26 protein-coding genes are annotated in these 24,509 nt (G+C 43.8%); all 26 read right to left on the bottom strand.

What is annotated here, in order from left to right; all coding sequences use genetic code 11:
- Nucleotides 1-26 precede the first annotated feature (26 nt).
- The 26 genes from EFK13_RS11450 to EFK13_RS11575 all read right to left on the bottom strand — a co-directional run bounded on the left by EFK13_RS11450 (nt 27) and on the right by EFK13_RS11575 (nt 24,504).
- The gene (locus tag EFK13_RS11450) at nt 27-566 is read right to left on the bottom strand and encodes a ReoY family proteolytic degradation factor (RefSeq protein WP_003225551.1); all 540 of its coding nucleotides are present in this window, start codon (nt 564-566) and stop codon (nt 27-29) included.
- 71 nt (nt 567-637) lie between these two features.
- A complete protein-coding gene (locus tag EFK13_RS11455) occupies nt 638-1,909 on the bottom strand; it encodes a tetratricopeptide repeat protein (protein WP_129505336.1) in 1,272 nt (423 codons plus the stop codon).
- A gap of 348 nt (nt 1,910-2,257) precedes the next feature.
- Nucleotides 2,258-3,544 carry a 3-phosphoshikimate 1-carboxyvinyltransferase gene (gene aroA, locus EFK13_RS11460; RefSeq protein WP_129505335.1) on the bottom strand — a complete coding sequence of 429 codons (1,287 nt, stop codon included), beginning with the start codon at nt 3,542-3,544 and terminating at the stop codon, nt 2,258-2,260.
- Nucleotides 3,545-3,555: 11 nt separating this feature from the next.
- Nucleotides 3,556-4,671 carry a prephenate dehydrogenase gene (locus EFK13_RS11465; protein WP_129505334.1) on the bottom strand — a complete coding sequence of 372 codons (1,116 nt, stop codon included), beginning with the start codon at nt 4,669-4,671 and terminating at the stop codon, nt 3,556-3,558.
- A gap of 48 nt (nt 4,672-4,719) precedes the next feature.
- Complete coding sequence (gene hisC, locus EFK13_RS11470; protein ID WP_129505333.1) at nt 4,720-5,802, bottom strand: histidinol-phosphate transaminase; 1,083 nt, start codon at nt 5,800-5,802, stop codon at nt 4,720-4,722.
- An 11-nt stretch (nt 5,803-5,813) separates the two neighbouring features.
- On the bottom strand, nt 5,814-6,617 hold the full coding sequence (gene trpA, locus EFK13_RS11475) for a tryptophan synthase subunit alpha (RefSeq protein WP_129505332.1): 804 nt from the start codon (nt 6,615-6,617) through the stop codon (nt 5,814-5,816).
- Nucleotides 6,610-7,812: a tryptophan synthase subunit beta gene (gene trpB / locus EFK13_RS11480; protein ID WP_129505331.1), complete on the bottom strand. Its 1,203-nt coding sequence runs from the start codon at nt 7,810-7,812 to the stop codon at nt 6,610-6,612. The genes trpA and trpB overlap by 8 nt, the downstream gene beginning before the upstream one ends.
- A complete protein-coding gene (locus EFK13_RS11485; protein WP_129505330.1) occupies nt 7,793-8,440 on the bottom strand; it encodes a phosphoribosylanthranilate isomerase in 648 nt (215 codons plus the stop codon). Before EFK13_RS11485 ends, trpB begins: the two co-directional genes overlap by 20 nt.
- Before the next feature lie 4 nt (nt 8,441-8,444).
- Nucleotides 8,445-9,197, bottom strand: a complete 753-nt coding sequence (gene trpC, locus EFK13_RS11490) for an indole-3-glycerol phosphate synthase TrpC (protein WP_129505329.1) — start codon at nt 9,195-9,197, stop codon at nt 8,445-8,447.
- Nucleotides 9,190-10,206, bottom strand: coding sequence for an anthranilate phosphoribosyltransferase (gene trpD / locus EFK13_RS11495; protein WP_129505328.1), 1,017 nt, complete (start codon nt 10,204-10,206; stop codon nt 9,190-9,192). The genes trpC and trpD overlap by 8 nt, the downstream gene beginning before the upstream one ends.
- Nucleotides 10,178-11,725 carry an anthranilate synthase component I gene (gene trpE / locus EFK13_RS11500; protein ID WP_129505327.1) on the bottom strand — a complete coding sequence of 516 codons (1,548 nt, stop codon included), beginning with the start codon at nt 11,723-11,725 and terminating at the stop codon, nt 10,178-10,180. Before trpE ends, trpD begins: the two co-directional genes overlap by 29 nt.
- A 215-nt stretch (nt 11,726-11,940) precedes the next feature.
- The gene (aroH, locus tag EFK13_RS11505) at nt 11,941-12,324 is read right to left on the bottom strand and encodes a chorismate mutase (protein WP_019258756.1); all 384 of its coding nucleotides are present in this window, start codon (nt 12,322-12,324) and stop codon (nt 11,941-11,943) included.
- On the bottom strand, nt 12,321-13,409 hold the full coding sequence (gene aroB, locus EFK13_RS11510; protein ID WP_129505326.1) for a 3-dehydroquinate synthase: 1,089 nt from the start codon (nt 13,407-13,409) through the stop codon (nt 12,321-12,323). Before aroB ends, aroH begins: the two co-directional genes overlap by 4 nt.
- A complete protein-coding gene (gene aroC / locus EFK13_RS11515; RefSeq protein ID WP_129505325.1) occupies nt 13,409-14,581 on the bottom strand; it encodes a chorismate synthase in 1,173 nt (390 codons plus the stop codon). Before aroC ends, aroB begins: the two co-directional genes overlap by 1 nt.
- Before the next feature lie 74 nt (nt 14,582-14,655).
- The gene (gene cheR / locus EFK13_RS11520) at nt 14,656-15,426 is read right to left on the bottom strand and encodes a protein-glutamate O-methyltransferase CheR (RefSeq protein WP_129505324.1); all 771 of its coding nucleotides are present in this window, start codon (nt 15,424-15,426) and stop codon (nt 14,656-14,658) included.
- A 237-nt stretch (nt 15,427-15,663) separates the two neighbouring features.
- Nucleotides 15,664-16,113, bottom strand: coding sequence for a nucleoside-diphosphate kinase (gene ndk / locus EFK13_RS11525; RefSeq protein ID WP_081379858.1), 450 nt, complete (start codon nt 16,111-16,113; stop codon nt 15,664-15,666).
- Nucleotides 16,114-16,228: 115 nt separating this feature from the next.
- Complete coding sequence (gene hepT / locus EFK13_RS11530; protein WP_064812925.1) at nt 16,229-17,191, bottom strand: heptaprenyl diphosphate synthase component II; 963 nt, start codon at nt 17,189-17,191, stop codon at nt 16,229-16,231.
- 25 nt (nt 17,192-17,216) lie between these two features.
- Nucleotides 17,217-17,918, bottom strand: coding sequence for a demethylmenaquinone methyltransferase (gene menG, locus EFK13_RS11535; protein WP_129505323.1), 702 nt, complete (start codon nt 17,916-17,918; stop codon nt 17,217-17,219).
- A 5-nt stretch (nt 17,919-17,923) separates the two neighbouring features.
- On the bottom strand, nt 17,924-18,679 hold the full coding sequence (gene hepS / locus EFK13_RS11540) for a heptaprenyl diphosphate synthase component 1 (protein WP_064812849.1): 756 nt from the start codon (nt 18,677-18,679) through the stop codon (nt 17,924-17,926).
- Nucleotides 18,680-18,843: 164 nt separating this feature from the next.
- Complete coding sequence (gene mtrB / locus EFK13_RS11545) at nt 18,844-19,071, bottom strand: trp RNA-binding attenuation protein MtrB (protein ID WP_003225517.1); 228 nt, start codon at nt 19,069-19,071, stop codon at nt 18,844-18,846.
- 21 nt (nt 19,072-19,092) lie between these two features.
- The gene (gene folE / locus EFK13_RS11550) at nt 19,093-19,665 is read right to left on the bottom strand and encodes a GTP cyclohydrolase I FolE (RefSeq protein ID WP_003225516.1); all 573 of its coding nucleotides are present in this window, start codon (nt 19,663-19,665) and stop codon (nt 19,093-19,095) included.
- Nucleotides 19,666-19,852: 187 nt separating this feature from the next.
- Nucleotides 19,853-20,131 carry a non-specific DNA-binding protein Hbs gene (gene hbs / locus EFK13_RS11555; protein ID WP_003153447.1) on the bottom strand — a complete coding sequence of 93 codons (279 nt, stop codon included), beginning with the start codon at nt 20,129-20,131 and terminating at the stop codon, nt 19,853-19,855.
- Between the two features lie 375 nt (nt 20,132-20,506).
- Nucleotides 20,507-21,985 (bottom strand): stage IV sporulation protein A, encoded by a 1,479-nt coding sequence (gene spoIVA, locus EFK13_RS11560; protein ID WP_064812847.1) that lies wholly within the window; start codon nt 21,983-21,985, stop codon nt 20,507-20,509.
- A gap of 183 nt (nt 21,986-22,168) precedes the next feature.
- A complete protein-coding gene (locus EFK13_RS11565) occupies nt 22,169-22,903 on the bottom strand; it encodes a YphF family lipoprotein (protein ID WP_129505322.1) in 735 nt (244 codons plus the stop codon).
- 21 nt (nt 22,904-22,924) lie between these two features.
- Complete coding sequence (locus EFK13_RS11570) at nt 22,925-23,128, bottom strand: DUF2768 domain-containing protein (RefSeq protein WP_129505321.1); 204 nt, start codon at nt 23,126-23,128, stop codon at nt 22,925-22,927.
- Between the two features lie 338 nt (nt 23,129-23,466).
- Nucleotides 23,467-24,504: an NAD(P)H-dependent glycerol-3-phosphate dehydrogenase gene (locus tag EFK13_RS11575; protein ID WP_129505320.1), complete on the bottom strand. Its 1,038-nt coding sequence runs from the start codon at nt 24,502-24,504 to the stop codon at nt 23,467-23,469.
- Between the last annotated feature and the right edge of the window lie 5 nt (nt 24,505-24,509).

Below are 24,509 nucleotides of genomic sequence, written 5' to 3' on the forward strand. Positions count from 1 at the left end.
TGCAATACGCTGCAAGGCTGGTCAAATTATGTGAGTTGATTCAATTGGCGCGATAATTGTTCAAATGCTTCTTTATCATGACGATCTAACGCGTCGTCAATGTCTTTTAATAATTTTTCTCTTTGGAATGTGGAAATAGCGTGCTCCAAAATTTGTTCAGCCAACCCCTGATCTTTTTTGTTCTCAAACAAATCCTTCGGAATATGAGGGTTGGATTCCAGCACCGCCGCATACTCAGGTGAGCTGTATGCTGAGCGGAAATTAAGCTGGATAAACAAATCTTGCTGCTTATTTAATCTAATATCATGAAAAGATTTTTCCGCGTCGGTTGTCATGACATTCTCTTTATAGAACCGAAACGGAACTTCTTCAACACAGTGTGTTGACATTATAATGCCTCTCGGGCAAAATTCTGCCTGCTCCACAAAATGAACCTTCTCCATGAGAGAATCATGGCTCATTAAGTAGTTCAAGATCCAAACGCACTCTCGGCGCTTTAACTGATAATGGTTTAAAAACCAGCGGATAAAATCCTTTTTCTCATTGACAGAAACAGGGGTCTGCATGTAATTCCCTCCTCTATCGATCGTATAATCTATATACTTATATGTTCCACATGAATGGTGAACATTCCTGCTTATCTAGAAAATTCATCCTCGATTCGCAAAATCGTTTCTTCCAGTTCTTCATTAGCTCCGTCAATTTCAAGAACCTTTTTCAAAAGCGGCAGCGCTTCTTTTTGAAGGCCTTCTTCCAGTAGGAAGCTTGCGTATTCATATAAGAAATCTCTATCCTCCCGGTAATGAAGAAAGGCAGCCTCAAATGCTTGTTTTGCTTCCTCGTATTGCTCTAATTCGGTATATGCGCTTGCAAGATACCAATTGTATTTCGGATCCTCTTCACCGTAGCCGCGCACCTCTTGAATAAGATCAATAATCTGTTCATAATCCTCTTCTTTATGATACACGGCAAGAAGTGTATGAAGCGCCTCGATGAATCCCGGATCAAGCGCAAGCGCCTCTTGAAGCAGCTTTTTCCCCTCTTCTGACTTCCCGATTTTCAAGGCCATTTTGGCGGCATAGAGGAAAAGTTCTTTGTTATATTCATCATATCTGATACCCTCTTTTGCCGTTTTTAATGCCTCTTCATACATTCCTTCAGCTTCATAACTTTTCGAAAGCGGCATATAAAGTGAAGAATAAGATGGATCAAGCTCTTTTAAATCAGACAGCTGCTTAATAGCTGTTTTAACAAGCCCTGCCTGTAAGGCTGTAAAGCCATAGCCAAAAATCGTATTAGGATCAGGATTCTCATCAACCGCTTTCTCGTACCACGGAATGGCGTCCTCAAATTCACCTGAGGCACTTAACGATTCGGCCAGTCTCTGATGGACATTAACGCCCCCGATCTCACTCTGCTCCTCAGCCGTTGTTTTAAAATATTGAACCGCTTTCGCATAGGCTCCCTGAGTAAAGTAAAGTTCCCCCAATGCAAAATCAATAACGGGTTCATTATCCAGAATGGACTTGGCTTGCAGAAGCTTTTGTTCACTGACTTCGAACAACCCCTGCATCTGATAAAGATCAGCCATAAGCAGCAAACTTTCCGGATATGATGGATCTGTTTCCGGAATGGTTTCCAGCACAGCGAGGGCCTTTTCTTCTTCGTCAATATCTATTAAAAGTTCAGCGTAAAAATTCGTCAGTTCTGTTTCATTTGGATATAAATCATGTAAATCACTGATCAGTGAAATCGCTTTTTCTACATTGCCCCACTCGTAATAAAGCTGGGCTGCGATGGCTTTATCTTCATCATGGAGCTGATTTTCGGCCTTCGAGAGAGTGTTGAGGCCTTTTTCTGTTTCACCTGCTTCAACTAATTTTATGGCTTCTTGAATCAATGTATTCAAATCGGACCGGTCCTTTCTTTTCCTATACAAACATCAACCATACAAAAAAGCTTTATTTGTTCGGGTTAATCTTATCATAATTCAGACGAATGCCCCCGGCAAATAAGATGCTTGCTGTACGGCAGGGAATTATTGAGTCTTATTAGTTTACCAAAAGATCTTGAGATAGAAAATGAAAAAAGGAAGATCGCCCTCTGTACAGTAAAGCAGCTTTGACCTGCCGGCTTGTAAGTAAAGCGCATCCCCCCCTTTTTGTTTTTCTTTCCCTCTATAAGACAAGCTATGTTTTTTTACCACGACTTATGATTCTCACAATCAATCCGCACAACAAATCCTGAAGCAAGAACTTCAGGATTTGTTTGAAAGCTTATTTAAATGCTCAAAGAAAGTTGGATAAGAAACGTGGATAGCATCTGTCTGCTCGATTTCAATCGGCTCCTCTGTTATACAGGAAGCGATGCCAAGCATCATTCCGATCCGATGATCTCCATGGCTGGACACTGTTGCGCCGCCTTTTAATGTTTGTTTGCCGTAAACCTTCATTCCATCTGCTGTCGGTTCAATCTCAGCACCCAGCTTACGAAGTTCGGAAACCACGGTGTCAATGCGGTTTGTTTCTTTTACTTTAAGCTCTGCCGCATCCTTAATAACGGTAGTTCCTTCCGCCTGAGTCGCAAGAAGCGCGATGATAGGGATTTCATCAATTAAACGCGGAATGATATCTCCTCCGATTTCAACCGCTTTTAAATCTGACGTTTCTATGACCAAATCTCCATAAGGCTCTGCACTGCTGTTGGCAGACGGTTTGATTTCAAGTTTTGCCCCCATGTTTTGAAGGACGTCAATGATACCTGTCCGAGTCGGATTTAAACCTGCGTTTTTCAATACAATACTGCTGTTTGGCACCATTGCACCCGCGGCAAGGAAAAACGCCGCTGAAGAAATGTCTCCCGGAACAAAAATATCTGCAGCTGTCAGTTTCTGTCCGCCTGTAATGGAAACGCTCGTTTGATCTTCAGAAAGTTCAACACCAAAAGCAGAAAGCATCCGTTCAGTGTGGTCCCGAGATTTATGAGGTTCTGTGACGGTTGTTGTGCCCTCAGCCTGTAAACCGGCCAGCAAAACAGCAGATTTAATTTGTGCGCTCGCAACAGGTGATGCATAATCAATACCTTTTAGTGAAGATCCGCTTACTGACAGCGGCGTAAATTCTCCGCCGGCTCTGCCGTCGATTTTAGCACCCATTTGCTTTAAAGGCTCAGTTACGCGTTTCATTGGGCGCTTTGCAATGCTCTCATCCCCGGCTACCGCGCTGTAAAAAGGACGGCCAGCCAAAATACCGAGCATCAGGCGAATCGTTGTTCCTGAATTCCCGACATCTAAAAGGCTTTCTGGCTCGCTCAGGGAATCGATTCCTTTTCCGTGAATCACCACATCGCTTCCGTTTTGCTCAATTTGAACACCCATTTTTCTAAAGCAATCAATCGTGCTCAGACAATCCGCACCCGGCAGAAAGTTTTTAACAGTTGTTGTGCCTTTCGCTAGCGCGCCAAACATGACGGAGCGGTGAGAAATGGATTTATCACCGGGAATATGTATTTCTCCGTTTAAGGCCTGCACCTTTTCTCTTTTCATTATTTTCCACCTCAATCAGCATAAAAAGTTTCATATTCCGCTCGGGCTTCGATGCATTGTTCTGCCCGTTTGCGGTCGTCATCAGACTGAAAACTGATTCTTAAAATCCCGTTAATGTCTTCTCGCGTTTCGATAATACGGATATTCGTGATACTGATGCGCTCCGCAGCTAATATAGCGGTTATCTCGGAAATCACACCCGGATGATCGGGAACATCCACGTATAAATCGTAAAATGCAGGTATCGCGCCCTTCTGGCGAAGCGGCAGCCCGTCGCGATAATCTTTGGCCGTTTTAAAATAACGAAATAGGTTATCTGCATCTTCTTGTTCGACATATGTCCTGATCGTCTCGATTTCTCGAATCCACTCATCAAAACGGTCCAAGATTTTATCTTTATTATGTAATAGAATATCCCGCCACATTGCCGGGCTGCTTGATGCAATCCTCGTAATATCCCTGAACCCGCCGGCTGCAAAACGCTTAACAAGCGGATAAAGCTCTTCTGAATGATGGGTTTGGTGAACAAGGCTTGCTGCGACAATATGCGGAAAATGACTGATTACGCTTGTCACGCCATCATGCTCTTCTGGCGACATTTCCACAAAATGGGCATTCGTCCCCTTCAGCAGGTTTTGCAATTGTGCTACGGCTTGTCTGTCCGTATTTCTGCCTGGCGTTAAAATATAAAATGCATTTTCAAACAGGAACTCCTTCGCAGCGGCGACTCCTGATTTGTGTGAACCTGCCATCGGGTGCCCTCCGACAAATTGATAGCGGCTTGGAAGCACTTGATCAGCGTAATGAACCACTTTTTGCTTTGTGCTGCCTACATCGGTAATTAAAAGCTGATGTTCAATTCCTGAATGAGCCAGTTCATCAAGCATAAGCAGCGTTTGTGCGACAGGCGTCGCAATAATCACCGTAGCTGCCTCTTTCGCACCGCTGATAAACGAATCAGCACGCTCGTCTATCACACCTAATTTTAATGCGGCTACTACTTGTTCATCAGAGATGTCGATTCCGATGATCCGTTTGCCCGGATGCTTTTTTTTGATCGCTAACGCAATCGAACCGCCTATCAATCCGAGACCGGCGAGCAATATTGTATCTTTCATTCGATTCATACATCATCACCTGGTTTATAGACTAAAGAGGTGATATTTGATCACCTCTTATAAAATTTCAGCTAAAATTGCAAGAATTTCTTCATTTTGCTCTTTTGTTCCGATCGTAATCCGGAGTGATGTCGGGAAACCTAGTGCATTTCCTGACCGGACGATATAGCCTTTTTCCAGAAGAGCCTGAAACAGTTCATCGGAAGGGCGGTTAAAGTCAATTAACACAAAGTTTGTCTGCGAAGGATAGCACTTTAAACCATGAGTCTTCGCAAAATCATAATATTGCTGAAGGCCTGCTTTATTTTGCTCGACACAGGAAGCAATAAATGCTTGATCATCAAGCGCTGCGATCGCCGCAGCCTGGCCTAGACGGCTCGTGTTAAACGGCTCTCTTGCCGGCTCAATCTGGCGAATCAGGTTCTCGTCGGCAATTCCGTAACCGACTCTGAGTGCTGCCAGGCCGTAAGCCTTTGAAAATGTCCGCAATATCATCAGATTGGAATACTTGTTTAAAAACGGTACGGTTTCCGGATAATCCTCTGCCGTTACATATTCATAATATGCTTCGTCAAGAACAACGAGGACACGAGAAGGAACGCGCTCCAAAAATGCGAGTAAATCCCCTTCTGATGTATAAGTGCCAGTCGGATTATTCGGACTGCAAATCCAAACGACTTGCGTCTGTTCGTCGATGGCTTCAAACATGGCGTCTAAATCATGTGAGCCGTCAGAACGAAGCGCGATTTCGCGAACCTCAGCGCCTTCAATCACCGCATTATGTTTATATTGCGGAAAAGTCGGGGCAGCAGTAATCGTGTTTGTTTTATCGTTTAAAAGTGCACGGCAGATGATCTGAATGATTTCATCTGAACCGTTTCCGAAAATTAGTGATGTTTCACTGACATTGAGGTGCACACTGAGCCTTGTCCGCAAAGCGGCGCTATACCCGTCCGGATAAAGCGCAAGCTGTTGAATCTCTTGATGAAGCGCCTCTTTTGCAGCTTCCGAACAGCCATACGGATTCTCGTTCGAAGCAAGCTTCACAACTTTATCCAAGCCATATTCTGATTTCACCGCTTCAATCGGCTTTCCTGGCTGATAAGGCTTCAGCTGTTTTAAATGTTCTTTGATACGCAAATCGAGTCACCTCATTTTAAACTGTACAAGCCGCCAAACGCCGTTGCGTAATCTTCAAACTCCTGCAGCGCTTGATCTCTCGTTTCAGCGCTGATGAGCCGGTCCTTTAATTCTTCTATTTTTCTGACGAGCGCACTTCCCACTACGACACCGTCACAAATTTCATTCATCTTCATGACCTGTTCGCGGTTTGATATGCCGAACCCTACAGCAACCGGAACAGCGCTGAGATCCTTCACTGTCCGGATGAACGGGTACACGGATGAATTGAATTCATTGCGGACACCGGTCACACCTAGAGAAGATACACAGTAGACGAAGCCCTCGGCTTGTTCAATAATGGTTTTCAAACGGCTTTCGCTTGTCGGCGCAACCAAAGAAATATACGTCACCTCATGGTTTTTGCATTCGGCTTGAAGGCTGGCGCTTTCTTCTAATGGCAGATCCGGAACAAGCAGACCGTCAATATGATTTTCCCGCAGTAAAGCGAAAAAGTATTCTTTGTTCAATTGTAACACAGGATTAAAATACGTAAAGAGGATAATCGGAATATTCACTCCGTTTTTTTTCATTTCTCCGCCTAATTTGATTGCCTTGACGATATTCATTCCATGATCAAGCGCCCGCTTTGAAGCCCGCTGGATTACCGGACCGTCTGCAAGCGGATCTGAGTATGCAACACCAAGCTCCAGTGCCGTGGCACCCGCTTTTTGGAGAGACTGCGCCAGTTTAACCGAAACCTCAGGCGACGGATCGCCCGCCGTAATAAACGGGATAAACAATTTTTCTGACGCTTGAAGGTCTAATTTAAACATGCGCTTTCACCTCTTCTTCCAATACATTCATTAATGTGTTGACATCCTTATCCCCCCGGCCTGATAAACAGACGAGAATGGTTTGATCACGATCCATCTCTTTGGCCAGTTTAAATGCTTTCGCTAACGCATGGGCAGATTCGATTGCCGGCAAAATCCCTTCTTTTTCTGATAAGAGTTTTAATGCATTCACCGCTTCTTCATCTGTGATACTGTCATATGTGACACGGCCGCTCTTATGCAAATAAGCGTGCTCCGGCCCGATCCCAGGATAGTCGAGTCCTGCTGAAATAGAATACGGCTCAATTATTTGCCCGAACTCATCTTGAATGAGATAAGTCAATGAGCCGTGAATAACGCCTACAGTTCCTTTTGAAATAGTAGCGGCATGAAGAGGCGTATCAATTCCTTTTCCGGCTGCTTCAGCGCCGATCAGTTCAACCTCTTCATCTAAAAACGCCTGAAACATGCCCATCGCATTGCTTCCTCCGCCTACACACGCCACTACTTTATCAGGCAGAGCGCCTTCAATGCGTTTCAGCTGATCCTTCGCCTCCTCTCCGATCATTTTTTGAAATTCACGGACCACTTGCGGATAAGGGTGCGGTCCGACAACTGATCCAATCATGTAAAAATGATCCTCACAATGCTGAACCCAGTACCGGATCGCCTCATTTGTGGCATCCTTCAATGTGCCGTTTCCGCTTGTTACAGGCACAACTTCCGCTCCAAGAAGCTTCATGCGGAAAACGTTCAGTGACTGGCGGGCAACATCCTCCTCACCCATAAACACAGTGCAGGAAAAGCCGAACTTGGCTGCGACTGTTGCAGCGGCAACGCCGTGCTGACCGGCACCTGTTTCAGCAATAATTTTCGTTTTTCCCATTTTTTTGGCAAGCAGTGCTTGGCCCATCGCATTATTAATTTTATGAGAACCTGTGTGGTTTAAATCTTCTCGTTTCAAATAGATTTTCGCACCGCCCAAGTATTTGGTGACTCGATCAGCGAATGTTAGTGCAGTCGGCCTTCCGGAATAGTCATTTAACAGCTTGTAATATTCGGCGCGAAAAACGGGATCATCCTTGATCTCTTTAAATGCAGTTTCAATTTCTTCTAACGGCTGCATGAGTGTTTCCGGAACAAATTTTCCCCCAAAATCGCCGTATCTGCCTATTTCATTCGGATATGGATACATATCGGTTCATCCTTTCTTCTAAAAGCTTCATCAGATTTCGATTTTTTTGTCCGTTTTTTTCGATTCCGCTGGCAAGGTCAATTCCTATCGGATGCCATTTCAACAGGTCTGTGATGGTGTCCGGCTTCACACCGCCTGCGATAAAGCAACGTTTGCCTATAGCCGCCTGCTGATACTCCGGCACGCAGTGCCAAGAAAAAGCAACACCGGTGCCGCCTCTCGCCCCTTTTACAGATGAATCAATCACAAAGCCGTCTACATTACCTTTAAAACGCGCTATTTCTTGAATAGTATTCTCATGATGGTGAAGCGCCTTCCATATTTCGCAACCTGTCAGCATCCGAAGAGCATCGGCATCCGCCGGTTCCTCATCACCGTGAAGCTGAATGACATTGAGATTCAAGTCTTCGGCAATGCGTGCCATCGTCTCTATCGATTCATTAACAAAAACACCCGCAACCTGTTTTTCGACACGAACTTGACTCAGCCACTTTTTCACATTTTGCGGAGATACTTTTCGTTTGCTTTCAGCAAATATAAAGCCCAGATAATCAGCCTGTGAGTCCGCTGCAAGCTGCAAATCCTGCAGTGACCGTATACCACAATACTTTAATGCCGGCTTCTTCACATCCTCACTCCCCAAACAAAGCATGGATTGCTTTTTGCTGTGATGCTTGCCTCATCAATGATTCACCGATAAGCACAGCTCTCGCTCCATGTTTTTTGACAAATGTTAAGTGTTCTAAAGAACCGATTCCACTTTCACTGACAAGAAGTGATTCTTTCGGAACAAGGGATGAGATTTGTTCTGTCTGCTTTACAGATGTTTCAAATGTTTTTAGATTTCGATTGTTGATGCCGAGAATATCAGGTGTGAACACCTTCAATACTTGTTCTAGCGTTGTTGCATCATGAACCTCCACTAACACGTCCATTCCCTTTTCACCTGCTTCAAGATATAATTCATGAAGGTGTAAGGGATCAAGCACTTCTCCGATTAACAATATGGCATCCGCTCCGATTCTTCTTGATTCCTCTACTTGAAGAGAATCAATAATAAAATCTTTTCTGAGTACAGGAATCGAAACAGCGCGCTTTACGTTTGATAAATAGCTGTTTTTCCCTTGAAAAAAGGGGGTGTCAGTTAAAACGGAAAGCGCATCTGCCTTCGCAGTTTCATAATCTTTTGCAATACGCTCAGGGACAAAATCCTCTTTAATGAGCCCTTTTGACGGCGACGCCTTCTTTACTTCGGCAATCAACCCGATCATCCGATTCGGGATTGACAGCGCCTCTTTAAATGAACGTTTTTCAAAAGTCTGCTCTTCCGGCAGGACCAGTGTTCTTACTTCTTCTTTCTTTTGTTTGATGATATTCTCAAGCATAGATCTCTTCCTCTTTCTGCTTTAGTCGTTCAAGCTGCGCGGCTGCGCCTCCGCTTGTAATCGTCTCTAACGCTAGCTCCGTTCCTTCCTTCAGTGAGGCCGTGATCCCCGCTGCGTATATCGCAGCCCCTGCATTAAAAGCTGTAATAGATAAAGCAGAGCGGCTGCTTTTATTTTCAAAAATATTCTGAATGAGACAGGCACTCTCCTTCGGTGACTGCACCTGTAAATCTTCAAGTCTGCCATTTTTGAAACCGAAATCTTCGGGTGAAACGGTATATTCCCGGCGCTCCCCGTCCTTTAATTCAATCACGTCGGTCGGTGCTGTAATTGAAAGCTCATCTAAACCGTCACGGCTTGATACGAACATGACGTGCTTCGGCTGAAACGTCTCCAGTGCGCTTGCCATCAGTCCCGCTTTTCCAACAGAATAGACCCCGATGACCTGACGCTGCGCCTGCAAGGGATTGCTGAGCGGACCAAGCAGATTAAATACCGTTCTGAAACCTAGCTCTTTTCTAGTACCCGCTACATGTTTCATAGATGAATGATAAAGCGGTGCAAAAAGAAATCCCATGTTGTTTGCTGCAATGCTTTTTTTGACCGTTTCGGGAGTGGTTTGAATCGGAACCTCTAACTCCTCTAAAACATCAGCGCTCCCGCTTTTAGAAGAGACAGAGCGATTGCCATGCTTAGCGATTTTCGCACCAGCTGCTGAGGCAACAATTGCCGAAGCCGTTGAGATGTTAAAAGTGGAAATACCGTCTCCTCCGGTTCCGCAAGTATCAACAACATCAGAAAGTCCATCGACTGTACGGGCGCGCGCGCGCATCGCCCTCACAAAGCCAGTAAGCTCTTCTGGCGTCTCTCCACGATGAGCAAGAATAGACAATATACCGCCCATTTCAGAAGGAGTCATTTCCGCTGTCATCATCATATTCATCAGCGCTTCAGCCTCACCGGCAGTAAGTGTTTTTCCATCAACGCACAATTGTAGAAATTTGTTCATCAGCTTTATCCTCCTTGCTATGAAACATGTCTTCTGCAATATGAATCGTTTTCAGCAGCGCACCCGCTTTATTACAGCTTTCTTCGTATTCGGCTTCCGGAATTGAATCAGCCACAATGCCAGCACCTGCCTGTATCGATGCCACACCATCCTTCACGCTCATCGTGCGAATCGTAATACAAGAGTCAATATTTCCGTCAAATCCGATGTAGGCGATACAGCCTCCGTATGTCTCTCTCGGCGTTGGCTCGAGCTCTTGCAAAAGCTGCATGGCGCGGATTTTTGGAGCGCCTGTTAAAGTTCCCGCCGGGAAAGCGGACATCAGTGCATCAACAGGATGAACCCCTTTTTTCAATCGGCCTGTAACCACCGAGATAATGTGCATGACATGCGAAAAGGAGACAATTTTTGTGAACTCCGGCACAGAAACAGATCCATACTCTGCTACTCTGCCGATATCATTCCGGGCAAGATCAACGAGCATGTTGTGCTCTGCTTTTTCTTTTTCATCCTTCATCAGCTCAATTTTGAGTTTTTCATCTTCCTCTTTGTCTGCACCTCGTTTTCTCGTACCGGCTATCGGATGGATTTCCAAATGCCCGTCTTGAACGTGGATTAACCGTTCCGGAGAACTGCCGACTATTTCTCTGTCTTGGAGTTTCATATAATACATATACGGAGAAGGATTGACGATCCTAAGCACTCGGTATAACTCAAAGGCATCTGCTGATATCGGAATCTCAAATTTTTGTGAGAGAACGCCCTGGAAGATATCTCCCGCTTTTATATATTCTTTGATCTTTTCTACATCAGCCATAAAAGCAGATTTTTCATAATTGGAAGATACTGTATCGAAACTCGGCGTCTTATATGAATCAGCAGAAAGAAACAGCTCTTTGATGTTTTTTTGATCCGTCATTTTTTCAATGAGATCTTGAAGCTCTTGATGATTTTGATGAAACACATTGATTTTTTCGTTTTCTGTTTCCTGTCCATTGAGCCTTGCATATTGGACAAAGTGGACATTTTTGGTTTCATGATCATACGCAATTAATGTCCGGCAAACAAATAGCATACACTTTGCCATTCCTGTTTCTTTTGTATGCAGAGGAACAGAAGGCTCAATCAGCGGGATCATATCATAGCTTAAGTACCCAACAGCTCCGCCGACAAAGGGAATGCCCAGATCTGGCGTTTTGATGTTGTACGTTGTATTCATCCAATTGAGAACTTCTTTTAGTTCATTTCCTGTGTAAAGAGATTTGCCGTCCTGATCAACAGCTGTAAAACGGCTCTGCTCTTCCTTAATTGTGAGAAATGGATTCAGGCCGATAAACGAATATCTTGACCAATTGGATGTATCATCCTTGCTTTCAAGAAGATACGTAATCTCCCTGTCGAGCTTCTCTATCATTTGAATGGGTGTCAGCGTATCGACTGTGAAGGTCTCCACAATCGGAATCGTGTGGTAGGACAAGCTGTCCTGTAAAAATGCAGAAATGTTTGATTGGAAATTCATTGCTCTCACTCCTTATGGCAAGGAGAATGAGAAGATGGCATGAGAGGATAAAATCTTATATAACAAATAAACCCAAAAGAAAGGCTTCTTTTGGGTAGAATAAACATACATGTCTCAGCTCAACTACACTCATTCTCTGCTACCCTATTCTCTAACTCAACTCATTCAATCGCTTTATACACACTCTTGTGTATTTCTAAGCTGTTCCTATCGTATTACAATTCAGTATTTTTTGTCAATGATAAATCGGGCCTTAATACGACGGCTTTTTCTAAATATACATGTCTGATCTGATCCTGAGGAACATCTGTCTGGACCGTCATCATGACTCTTATGCACTTTTTCAGACCGCCGGTTACGTCCATTTCCTGCATACAGGTTACCGGCACGTACTGCCACCCTGAAAGCTCTCGGACAGCTTTTGCCGGGAAAACGGAGTGCAAGTCAGGTGTCGCCGAAAGAAGCATTTGAACAACATCTTCCGGTTTTGTTTTGTTTTCTTCTATGATTTTCTCTAACAGCTGTTTTGTCTTTTGTAAAATTTCTTCTTCAGTATCCCGTTCAACTGTAGTTGCTCCGCGAATTCCGCGAATCATCATGAGGTCTCCTCCATTCGCCATTTGTTCAGCCAGCTCTCAAGTTCATTTCTGGAAAATGTGCGATCAGCAACTTTCCCTAATTCGTTGAGCACGATAAACTGAATCTTCCCGCCGCGGGTTTTCTTATCATTCATCATACGGTCTAATAGAATCGAAGTTTCCGTCTCTTTTTTAATTTGACTTGGATAGCCCAGCCTTTTCAGCCAGCTGACCAAACGTTTTCTGTCCATTTCACAGCCCGCAGTCTTTTCGCTTACAAATAAAGCAAACTGCATTCCGAGGGCTACCGCATCACCATGAGTGATCTGTCCGTATCCATATTCCGCCTCAACGGCATGGCCGAGCGTGTGTCCGAAGTTTAAGTAAGCTCTGATTCCCTCTTCTTTTTCATCCTGCTGAACGACAGACGCTTTAATTGAAATCCCTTTAAAAATCATGTCATTCAGCTGATCACTGGTGATATCATGCAGTGAGCGGATATTCAGCAGCTCTTCCAGAAACGCTCTGTCATAGATAAATGCGTGTTTAATCACTTCTGCCATTCCGGACCGAAGCTCTTTTTCAGGCAGAGAACGCAGGAAGTCAGTATCGTATAGTACCGCCTTCGGCTGATAAAACGCACCGATTAGATTTTTTCCAAGCGGATGGTTCACGGCTACTTTTCCTCCGACCGCGCTGTCATGCGCCAAGAGAGTCGTAGGCATTTGGATGAAATCAATACCGCGCATAAAAGTAGCCGCCACAAAACCGGCAAGATCTCCAACAACACCGCCACCGAATGCGATGATGCATGAGGAGCGATCCATATGAAAACGAATCGCTTCACTCTGCAGTTTTGTGTACATGTCCATGGATTTCGCCTGCTCTCCGCTCGGCACCGTCACTTTTTTCACGGGCCATTTTTCTTGCAGCAAATGAAGCATTTCTTCGCCATACAGGCGGTCCACCTCTTCATCCGTGACAAGCATAATCCGTGTTAAAGGCCTGTTTAAAGAGGTTAATAGTTCGCAAGCCTCTTTTCTGATGCCTTGTCCGATAAAAACAGGATACGACGAGGAAGCGGTTTGAACATGCAGTGTTTTCATTAAAATTCCCTCGACAATTTTCTCATATTCTCCACATTTTCTCTAATGCGGTCGATTTGATCTAAGCCGAATTGTTCAACGACCGCGTTCGCAATTTCCCATGCGACAGCCGCTTCAGCTACTACACTTGCCGCAGGCACTGCACAGCTGTCTGAACGTTCAATGCTGGCAGAGAACGGTTCTTTCGTTTCAATATCCACACTTTTAAGCGGTTTATACAAAGTCGGAATTGGCTTCATAACTCCGCGGACAACAATCGGCATTCCTGTCGTCATGCCGCCTTCCAGTCCTCCAAGTCTGTTGGTAGCACGGGTGTATCCTTTTTCCTCGTCCCAAATGATCTCGTCATGGACTTCGCTACCATTTCGGCCTGCCGCCTCAAATCCGATGCCGAATTCGACACCTTTAAATGCGTTAATTGACAGCACAGCAGCAGCAAGTTTGCTGTCCAGCTTGCGGTCATAATGGACATAGCTGCCAACACCTACCGGCATTCCTTCGACAATGACTTCTACAATTCCGCCGATGGAATCTCCGTTTGCCTTTGCTTCATCAATAGCAGCCATCATGTTTTTGCCTGCCTCTTCATCGTAGCATCTAACCGGAGACTCCTCCGTTACACGCTGCAGGTCTTCAATTGACGTGTATTCTGTTTTTTCAGCTTTAACTGCGCCAATTTGCAATACGTGGCCCGCCACCTTAATGCCAAGCTCGGAAAGAATCTTTTTAGCGACAGCTCCTGCCGCCACTCTGACAGTTGTTTCCCTTGCTGAAGAGCGTTCAAGCACATTTCTCATATCACGATGATTATATTTAATCGCACCGTTTAAGTCAGCGTGCCCAGGTCTCGGTCTGGAAATTTGGCGCTTCATTTCCTTTTCTTCATCCTCTGTAATCGGAGCGGCGCCCATGATTTTTGTCCAATGTTTCCAGTCGTTATTTTCTACTACGAGAGCGATTGGTGAACCGAGCGTACGGGCATGGCGCACACCGCTCATAATTTTGGCCTGGTCTTTTTCGATCTGCATGCGGCGGCCGCGGCCGTGGCCTTTTTGGCGTCTGGCAAGCTCAAAATTGATATCTTCCTCCGTTATGTAAAGCCCGGCAGGCACACCTTCAATAATGGTTGTCAGTTGCGGGCCGTGTGATTCTCCGGCTGTTAAATATCTCATGACTTCTTCTCCCTTCATCGCATTAACGCTTTTAAGTAAAACTACTATAACATATTTTTCAGCAAAAAGTCAGTCTATCTTTTTTGATAAAAGAATGTATCAGCTGGAGTCAGGCCAAATTTCTCAGGATTGAAGATTTGCTCAGTGCTGCCGACAAAAAGAACTCCATTCTTTTTCAAGCTATGTGCCATTTTTAAATAAAGCTCTTCCTTCGCGCTTTCAGTAAAATAAATAAATACATTGCGGCACACAATTAAGTCAAAGTCTTGTTCATAACGATCCGCCAGCAGATTGTGCTTTTTGAATGTAATATTCTTTTTGATTTCCGGTTTTACTTCATAACTTCTATTTGCGTTTTGAGTAAAATAACGATCCTTCACAGAAGACGGCACTTCCTGTAAAGACCGCTCCTGATAGACGCCTTTTTTTGCTTTTTCCAATGCTTTTTCATCAATATCAGTCGCCATAATCTGATAGCCGGAAAGGCCTTTTTGCTGATCCAAAAGCATGGCAAGCGTGTAAGGCTCCTCACCCGTTGAGCAGGCGGCACTCCAAATCTTTAAAGGTTTGGAGGTCTTGATTAACGGCAGAATAGCAGTCTCAAGAACTTCCCATCTTTTATAATTACGATAAAATTCTGAAACATTGATCGTCATTCTGTCCAATGTTTCATTTAAAAGGGCTTGATCCTTTTCTAATGCAGCCGCAAAGTCCTTAAAGCTTTGATACCCCTTTTTCTCATAAAGTGACGTCAGCCTTCTCTTCATTTGTGCTTCTTTATATAGTGTCAAATCGACTCCGGTTAATTGTTTCCATTTCGTTGTAAATACGCTGTATGTATCCATCTCTACTCTCCCAGTCTCGCTGTCTTTTTGTCCTAGTATAGCTTGTTTTCTCAGGAAATTGTATTGTTTCAATAAAAAAATCAGCTTTTCAGCTGATTTTAGAATGTTGGGAAAGGCAGAGGCCTGATCCACAACTGCCATTGAACCCTTTATTCACTTGAATGTAAACCTTTACAAAACAAATCGAAAACCGGCGGCGTTACATGATGCCGGCTCTGTTGCTTATTTTCACAATGATTAATAGATCCAGCCCGCCATGAGCTGCTGATATGATACTAATTCTTCATTCTTAAAGAAAATGTTAATCTCGCGTTCTGCACTTTCGAGAGAATCAGAGCCGTGGATGATGTTTTTTCCGACAAACATGCCATAATCTCCCCGAATCGTACCAGGTAAAGCTTCTTTAGGATTTGTTTTTCCGATCAGCTGTCTCGTTACTTCAATGACATTTTCGCCTTCCCAAACCATTGCGAATACAGGCCCTGAAGTAATAAACTCAACAAGCTCACCGAAGAAAGGCTTTCCTTGATGTTCGGCGTAGTGTTTCTCAGCCATTTGTTCAGTCACTCTCATTAACTTGGCACCAGCTAATTGTAAGCCCTTACGTTCGAATCTGGATAAAATGTCCCCAACGAGCTGACGTTGGACACCGTCTGGTTTCACCATGATAAAAGTCTTTTCCATCACATTCTCCACCCCATCATTATGTATGTATAGGCTTTCACACTGCTCACCGAAATCGTAACATCTTTCTGATAATTAATCAATCAGGGGCGGAGAAATTTCTTAATATCTACAAAAATTAAAATTTTCTTTTACCGATATATTTTGCGATGGCTGCAAGAGACGAACGTGCGCGCCCTCTAGGAAGCGTGTTTAATTTCTGGAAAGCTTTCTGCAAATACATTTCGCTTACTGCCATAGATGCTTCAATTGCATCTGTTTTTTTGATTTCTTCAATGATCGGTTCAAGCTGTTCCTGCGTTGTCTCGCTGTTAATCAATTTAAGCTGGTTTTTTAATGCAGGATTTTTCAAGGCATACAGCACTGGCAATGTAACATTTCCTTGAAGCAAATCTCCTCCAACAGGTTTGCCCAGCTCTGCTTCAGTTGAAGTAAAATCAAGAATGTCATCAATAATTTGATAAGACATGCCGACGTAATACCCAAACCAGTACAGCGCCTTATGAATCTTTTCATCAGCTCCGGACGCAATGGCTCCGAGCTGGCAGCTGACCGCGATCAGGAGGGCCGTTTTTCGTTTGATGCGGCGGAGATATGTTCTTAGATTTTGCTCCATGTTGTATTTGTCTTTGATCTGCTCGATTTCCCCAAGACAAACTTCAACAATAGTCTGTGACAAAATCCTATGGGCTTTCGGTTCGTTGATTCTTGTCATCATTTCAAGAGATCCCGCCAGCATATAATCGCCTGTGTACATCGCAATGCGATTGTCCCACTTTGCTTTGATTGTCGGCTTCCCTCTGCGAAGCTCCGCATCATCAATAACATCATCATGAACCAAAGATGCCATATGAATCATTTCCAGAGTGACGGCAACATATTTAATCTTATTAATATCGTAATCGCCAAACATGCCGGAAAGCAGCACGAAAACAGGCCGAATACGTTTCCCTCCAGCCTGCAGCAGGTGAAGACCCGCCTCGCTTAAAAGCGGATAATCAGAACGTACGGTTTGTTCAAGTTCTCGTTCAATCACATCAATATCGTCATTTAAAAAAGAGTAGGCCATTTTAAATTTCATATCATTCACCCAAACATCTGTGTTTTCATTTCCATCCGATATGCGTGGCAGCGACTCCGCCAGTAAACGAATGATATTTGACATTTTTTAAGCCCGCCTCTTCAAACAGGCCTGCCAGTTCCTTCATTCCAGGGAATTCCCTGGCCGATTCTTGAAGCCATGAATATTCTTTATAACTCTTGGCAAACAGTTTCCCAAAAAACGGCATAATATACTTAAAATACATAAAGTAAGCCTGTCTGAATCCGAACATTTCCGGCTGGGATGTTTCCAGACATACCACCTGGCCGCCTGGCTTCACCACGCGTCTCATCTCTTTCAGTACAGTCAAGTAATCAGGTACATTGCGGAGTCCGAAGCCAATGGTGACATAATCAAATGTATCATCATCAAAAGGAAGCTCCATCGCATTTCCATGCAGCAGTTCAATTTGGCTGAATCCGCCTGCTTTTACTTTCTCCTGGCCGACACTCAGCATATTTTCACTGAAATCTAAGCCTTTAACCTCGCCGGTTTTTCCGGTTGCTTTTGCAAGAGCAATCGTCCAGTCAGCCGTTCCGCAGCAGACATCAAGTGCCTTGGAGCCTTCTTTTACACTCATGATGCGCATCGTTTTATCGCGCCATTTTTTATGCTGCTGAAAACTGATGACAGAGTTCATTTGGTCATAGTTTTTGTATATTTTTTCAAACACTCCGTGTACGCGCTGTTCTTTTGAGTCCTGCATAATGGTTACCCTTCTTCCACTTTCTGATGATAGGTTTGATCTTGGCTGATTGTCTTCAGACGGTTTAATAAAATATGCTGAATAGGTGAATTTAGAGGCAAAAGTGACTCAATGCTGTTTTTCGCTTTTTTAAAACAATCTTCTAATATCTCTTCTTTTGTTTTTCCCAGCTGTATAAAACTGCCGATCACATCCAGAAACGTATCATTTCCGTTCATAAGCCGCTTAAATACAAAAAAATCACTCGACAGCTTTTTCCAGCGAGGAAGGTTGAAGTGTTCCGCCACCCGATGGAATAAAGCTGATTCAACAATGCCCACACTTTCGAAAAAATCGTGTTCGTCCTTGAAAGAACGGTCATATAGACGAATTTTATGTTCATTGATTTCTTTGATGGCTGTAGCAAGCGTCCGAATCATGTAGATATCCTTCATTTCAGATAGTAAAGAGTAGTACAGCCCGCTGAAATAATCGCCTGCGAGAACAGTCAATTGGCGGTTTTTGTTTTCGTCTCGTTTTATGACTCTGGCTGTCGTCACTTCATCATGGGTATCAAGGGCGCTTTGTACAAGCATCGCTGTGACAATATAATTTTCTCTGTCGTTGTTTTTTATGTCGGCTTCTTCAAATAAAGCATGAAAAAGAAGAAGCTTATCCTCATCAATTTTTGGCGCAGAAATATGCTTCGCTAAATAAGGATGAGACAGCTTTTGTTTTAATTTCGTGTTCAGATTGGCTAAAGTTCCGTAGATGTCTTGCAAAAATATCACCCTTGTCCCCAAATTCACATTTATTTCTTAATCTATGTATGAGTTTTATCTTTTCATTCACTTACGCAGGTATCATTATAGCATAAAAAAAAGAAATTGGCTGTATCCTCCCGCTGTTTGCGAGCATTTTGCGTTTAACAGCGGGGACAGCCAGCTTATTTTTTTTCGCTTTTCATTTCTCCGTATGCGGTTTGAATGAGCGCTTCTCCTCTGACTTTAATGGCAGAAGTATGCTCTGTGAACTGAGCGATGATCACTTCTCCCTTGTCGAGTTTTTCGGAATGGTGAAACTTTGTGTCTGTTCCCCTTGTCAGGCCGATCACATTCACTCCGTCCTCAACCGCTTTAATGACGACAAAATCACTTGAATGCTTTTCGTTCATTTATAGCACCCTCTATCTTTATTAGTCCTGGCGTTTAATATGTTCCAATACTTCCGCACGGGCAGCGGCATCATCTTTAAAAACGCCTCTGACTGCTGAAGTGACAGTTTTTGCACCCGGTTTTCTTACACCGCGCATCGTCATGCACATGTGTTCTGCTTCAACCACTACCATTACGCCATGCGGGTCAAGCGTTTCTACAATGCTTTCCGCAATTGTAGAAGTGATGCGTTCCTGAAGCTGCGGACGCTTTGCAACGGCTTCAACGGCACGTGCCAGTTTACTGAGTCCGGTGACCTTTCCGCCTCGCGGTATATATGCAACGTGTGCTTTTCCATAAAAGGGAACAAGGTGATGCTCACACATAGAATGAAACGCGATATCTTTTACAAGAACAAGCTCCTCATGGTTTTCACCGAAGATAGTCTGGAAATGTTCTTTTGGATCTTCATTCAAGCCGGAGAATACCTCGGCATACATCTTTGCGACTCTTTTCGGAGTATCAAGAAGCCCTTCTCTATTCGGGTCTTCTCCGATCGCTTCTAAAATTTGACGAACAGCTTGTTCGATTTGCTCTTTATTAACTTCTTTCATGTTCTATGTCCTCCACCAATGAATACATTTAATTTCGATTCTAGCACACATGCCCCGCTAAAAGCAAAGTGAATGCCCTGTCAGGAAGCCCATGCCCTTGAAATATGAAAAGCCCCTTAGAAAGGGGCTTTTTTGTGAAGAAATAAAGTGTATGTAAGCTAGATGCATACACGATCTATATTCACAATTATTTTCCGGCAACTGCGTCTTTAAGCGCTTTACCTGGTTTGAAAGCAGGTACTTTGCTTGCTGGAATTTCGATTTCTTCACCTGTTTGTGGGTTGCGTCCTTTACGTGCAGAACGTTCACGCACCTCGAAGTTACCAAAACCGATCAGTTGGATTTTATCACCGTTTTTAAGTGCATCTAAGATCGTATCAAAAACAGAGTCAACTGCTTTTGTAGCGTCTTTTTTAGACAATTCGCTTGCTTCTGCAACCGCATTGATAAGTTCTGTTTTGTTCATGCCTTTCACCTCCTCCCAAAAGGAAATAAGCTCAGTTCGTTTATTATCATTTCTTCACAGTTCAGTCTGATTCTAAACCTGTCTCAGAAAAAAATCAGAGCAGGCAAGAGAAAGACAATTAAACGGCTTTTTAAGAAAAACTGCACTCTGAGGAATGTTTGTCCAACAAAGTGAAGAATTTCTGTATGTAGAGTAACACATATAAAAAGCCATATCAAGCATTTTAAAGCGTCAATCCCTTGCTCGTCAAGGATTTAACGTGATTTACCGAACAAATATTCCTTTTTTTACTTTTTTCATCCTATTCCTTGATCCTTTTCCATTATTAAGAGCAAAGAAAAAAGACCTCCCATTCTATAAAGAGGTCTTCCGGTATTACAGGATAATGGCGATTAAGCCGCCTGATCCTTCGTTTATAATTCTTTCTAACGTTTCTTTTAATTTGTACCGTGCGTTTTCAGGCATTAATGACAGCTTCGCCTGAATCCCTTCTCTCACAATTGAGCTCAGTGACCTTCCGAAAATATCTGAATTCCAGATGGAGAGCGGATCATCCTCAAAGTCTTGCATTAAATAGCGCACAAGCTCTTCGCTTTGTTTTTCCGTTCCGATAATCGGCGCGAATTCGCTTTCGACGTCTACTTTGATCATATGGATCGACGGAGCGACAGCCTTCAGCCTCACACCGAATCGTGAGCCCTGCCTTATAATTTCCGGCTCATCGAGACTCATATCAGCTAAAGCAGGCGCTGCAATGCCGTATCCCGTCTGTTTGACCATTTTTAAGGCATCGGACACTTGATCATACTCTGTTTTCGCATGGGCGAAGTCCTGCATGAGCTCAAGCAGATGGTCTCTTCCTCTGATTTCTACACCGACCACTTCTTTCAGGATTTGATCATATAAATGGTCAGGCGCATACAAATCGATTTCAGCCACCCCTTGGCCAAGCTCAATTCCGGCTAATCCGGCACTTTCAATGAATTCAAACTCGCTGAAATGGCCGACAACCCTGTCTACGTCCCGGAGACGCTTAATATCTTTAACAGTTTCTTTCACGGACTCCTGATAGCTTTCACGCAGCCAATGGTTTTCTTTCAGCACCATTACCCAGCTTGGGAGATTGACATTGACTTCAAGCACTGGAAACTCGTAGAGGGCCTCTCTGAGCACATTCAGCACATCTGTTTCCCGCATGCTTTCCACGCTCATTGCCAAAACCGGAATATCATATTTTTCGCTTAAATCCTGGCGCATGGCTTCTGTTTCCGGGTGATACGGCCTGACTGAGTTGATGACCATAATAAAGGGTTTGCCAACCTCTTTCAGCTCTTCAATGACTCTTTCTTCAGCCTCTATATAGTCACTTCTGGCGATATCTCCAATGGTGCCGTCTGTCGTAATGACTACTCCGATGGTCGAGTGTTCTTGAATGACTTTTCGTGTGCCGATTTCAGCAGCCTCATGAAATGGGATCGGTTCTTCGTACCATGGCGTGTTAATCATCCGCGGTCCGTTTTCATCTTCATATCCTTTTGCGCCGGGCACTGTGTAACCTACACAATCTACTAATCTTATATTGACATCGAGTCCGTCTGACACGTGAACAGACATCGCCTGATTCGGAACAAATTTAGGCTCTGTAGTCATAATCGTTTTACCGGCTGCGCTCTGCGGCAGTTCATCCTGCGCACGGGCCCGGTCTGCTTCGTTACTGATATTCGGGAGCACCACAAGCTCCATAAATTTTTTAATGAACGTGGATTTTCCTGTACGGACAGCACCTACGACTCCTAAGTATATATCGCCTCCTGTTCGTTCAGCGATATCCTTGAAAATATCGACCTTTTCCAAGTGATCCCCTCCCGGACTTCCTATCCTTATCAATTTTATTAAGCTCTTTCAATCAAAACACAGGACACTATATGTGTATGACGTTGTCCTATTTCAATATGACATCTTTAGAAAATTTCCCATCCTCAATCTATTAAAGTATAAAAAAACCTTTCTCCCTATTTGTATGCACGGGAGAAAGGTTCATTCCTTTTTCATATCATTTTCTAAAAAAACAGGTTCCTGTTTGTGATTTACCGTATATTTCACAGAAAACGCGGGGACAAAGGGGGTTTCTTGCCAAATCATATCCTGGATTTCAGACCCGGGTTTAAACGTTTTTTTGCTTTTTTTGAGAAAAGAAGCGAGCTCAGTCCGGTAATCGGCATATATTTCTCCGTCTCCGTCAATCATAAGCGGCAAGGAATCCCCTGATATTGGGCTTGTCACTGCAAGAGATGTTCCATCCCCCAGCTTCTTCTCATCGAGTGTAAATAAATCACGTGACAGCACATCTTTGTAGGGCGGGTATTGATGCTCTTGGCGGTACATTTGAACACGCAATTTTACGTCGCGGATTCTTTCAGCCATCTTTAGATCAATCAATTTAACAGTCGGATCGTTCTCTACGTCTACAAGAACGTATTGATAGTCTCCCCCGCTTTCATATGCCGTGCTTGGAGGTTCGGCCATATACCTCGGCGCTAGACGGTTAAAGTCTATCGGATATTTTTGATATAGCGGTGTCGACATATCTTTTGTTTGAATGGGAAGCAGTCCACCATTTGCCTTTTGAAATTCATCAACAGCAGACTGGACCTGCTTTAGCTGGTCCTGATAAGGAATGGCGTGTACACTGCTTTTCCGCTCATTTGGATATAAACAGCCTGATAAAAGCACGGCTGCCGCAAAAATCATAGCGCACTTCAGTTTACCCATACAGCACTTCCTTTTACAGCTTTATTCATTGACAGGGCCGCTGAATACCACGAGAAACACAATAATTCCAGATATGAGCATACACGTAAAAGCGAATGATGAAACCGCAATCTTCAGAAAACGGTTTTGAAACTTAAAGCGGCTTAAATAGATGGAAGCTACAGCCAGAAACATCAGACCCATGGACCCTAGTGCAAACCACATTTTCATCAATGCCAGACTCAATGACCTGCGCCTCCCCGATATGTATGATGTAAGCGTTATATTTTAATTTTAATATACACCCCCAGAAAAGATCAACCAGATTTTCCAACCTTTGATAGAACAAAAAAACTGAAGCAAAGAGGGGGACCTTCGCTTCAGTCAACTTGACTATATTCACCTGCACGTTTAAGAAACACTCTCTTGGACTTCGATGCTATAGTATGCGACTTGGCATACAGATGCATCCTCTATTGCCTAAATCGGCAAAATGTTTCAGGAGATCCCAAGACTTGGGTGTTCTTCTGTTTTTCGGGTTTTCGTTCAATTAAGATATGCGGTCTTCCAAACGATTGACACATTTACTTCACTTGATTTTCAAACGTATTGACCAGATCCTCCATCTCGTGGGTTTTTCCTCTCGCCATTAAAGATTCAACAGCCGTTTCCACTTTTTGCCCGTTAAATAGAACTTGATGAAGCGCTTCTGTAATCGGCATTTTCACATCATATTTCTGCGAAAGCTGGTAAGCCGCTTTTGTCGTCCGGACGCCTTCGACTACCATTCCCATCTCTTCAAGAACGTCTTTGAGCTCGTACCCTTTTCCGAGCAAATTGCCGGCACGCCAGTTTCTGGAATGAACGCTTGTGCACGTAACAATCAGATCGCCCACTCCAGTCAATCCAGAAAACGTCAAGGGATTCCCGCCCATTTTCGTTCCGAGTCTCGCGATTTCGGCAAGTCCGCGTGTGATTAAAGCAGCTTTGGCATTGTCCCCATACCCTAAACCATCTGTAATTCCTGCGGCAAGGGCAATAATATTTTTTAAGGCTCCCCCGATTTCAACTCCGATAATATCAGGGTTTGTGTACACCCGGAAATTGTGATTAATAAATAAATCCTGCACCTCTTCTGCTGCCCGCATGCTCTTTGAAGATGATGTAACAGTCGTCGGATGCCGCATCCCCACTTCTTCCGCATGGCTCGGACCAGAAAGGACAACAATATCTTTTCTGGCATCGTTCGGAAGCTCAATTTCCATAATCTCAGAAATCCGCAGCAGCGAATCAGGCTCTATTCCCTTGCTGACGTGAACAAAGACTGCCTCTTTCGTTATGAAAGGCACAGCCTGTCTCAGCACTTCACGAATTGCTTTTGTCGGAACCGCAACGATAATAAAATCTGCGTCGGAAACAGCTTCATTCATATCTGTTGTTCCTTTAATGCTTGTAGGCAGCTTAACATTCGGCAGATAATCTTTGTTTTCATGTAACTCATTAATTTGATGAATTAAATCTGAACGGTGAGCCCATACACACACTTCATTTCCGTTATCAGTCAGAACTAAAGCTAGCGCCGTTCCCCAACTCCCCGCTCCAAGCATAGTAACTTTTTTCATTTTGA

The organism is Bacillus cabrialesii (assembly GCF_004124315.2).
In the GTDB taxonomy this organism is placed as follows: Bacteria; Bacillota; Bacilli; order Bacillales; family Bacillaceae; genus Bacillus; species Bacillus cabrialesii.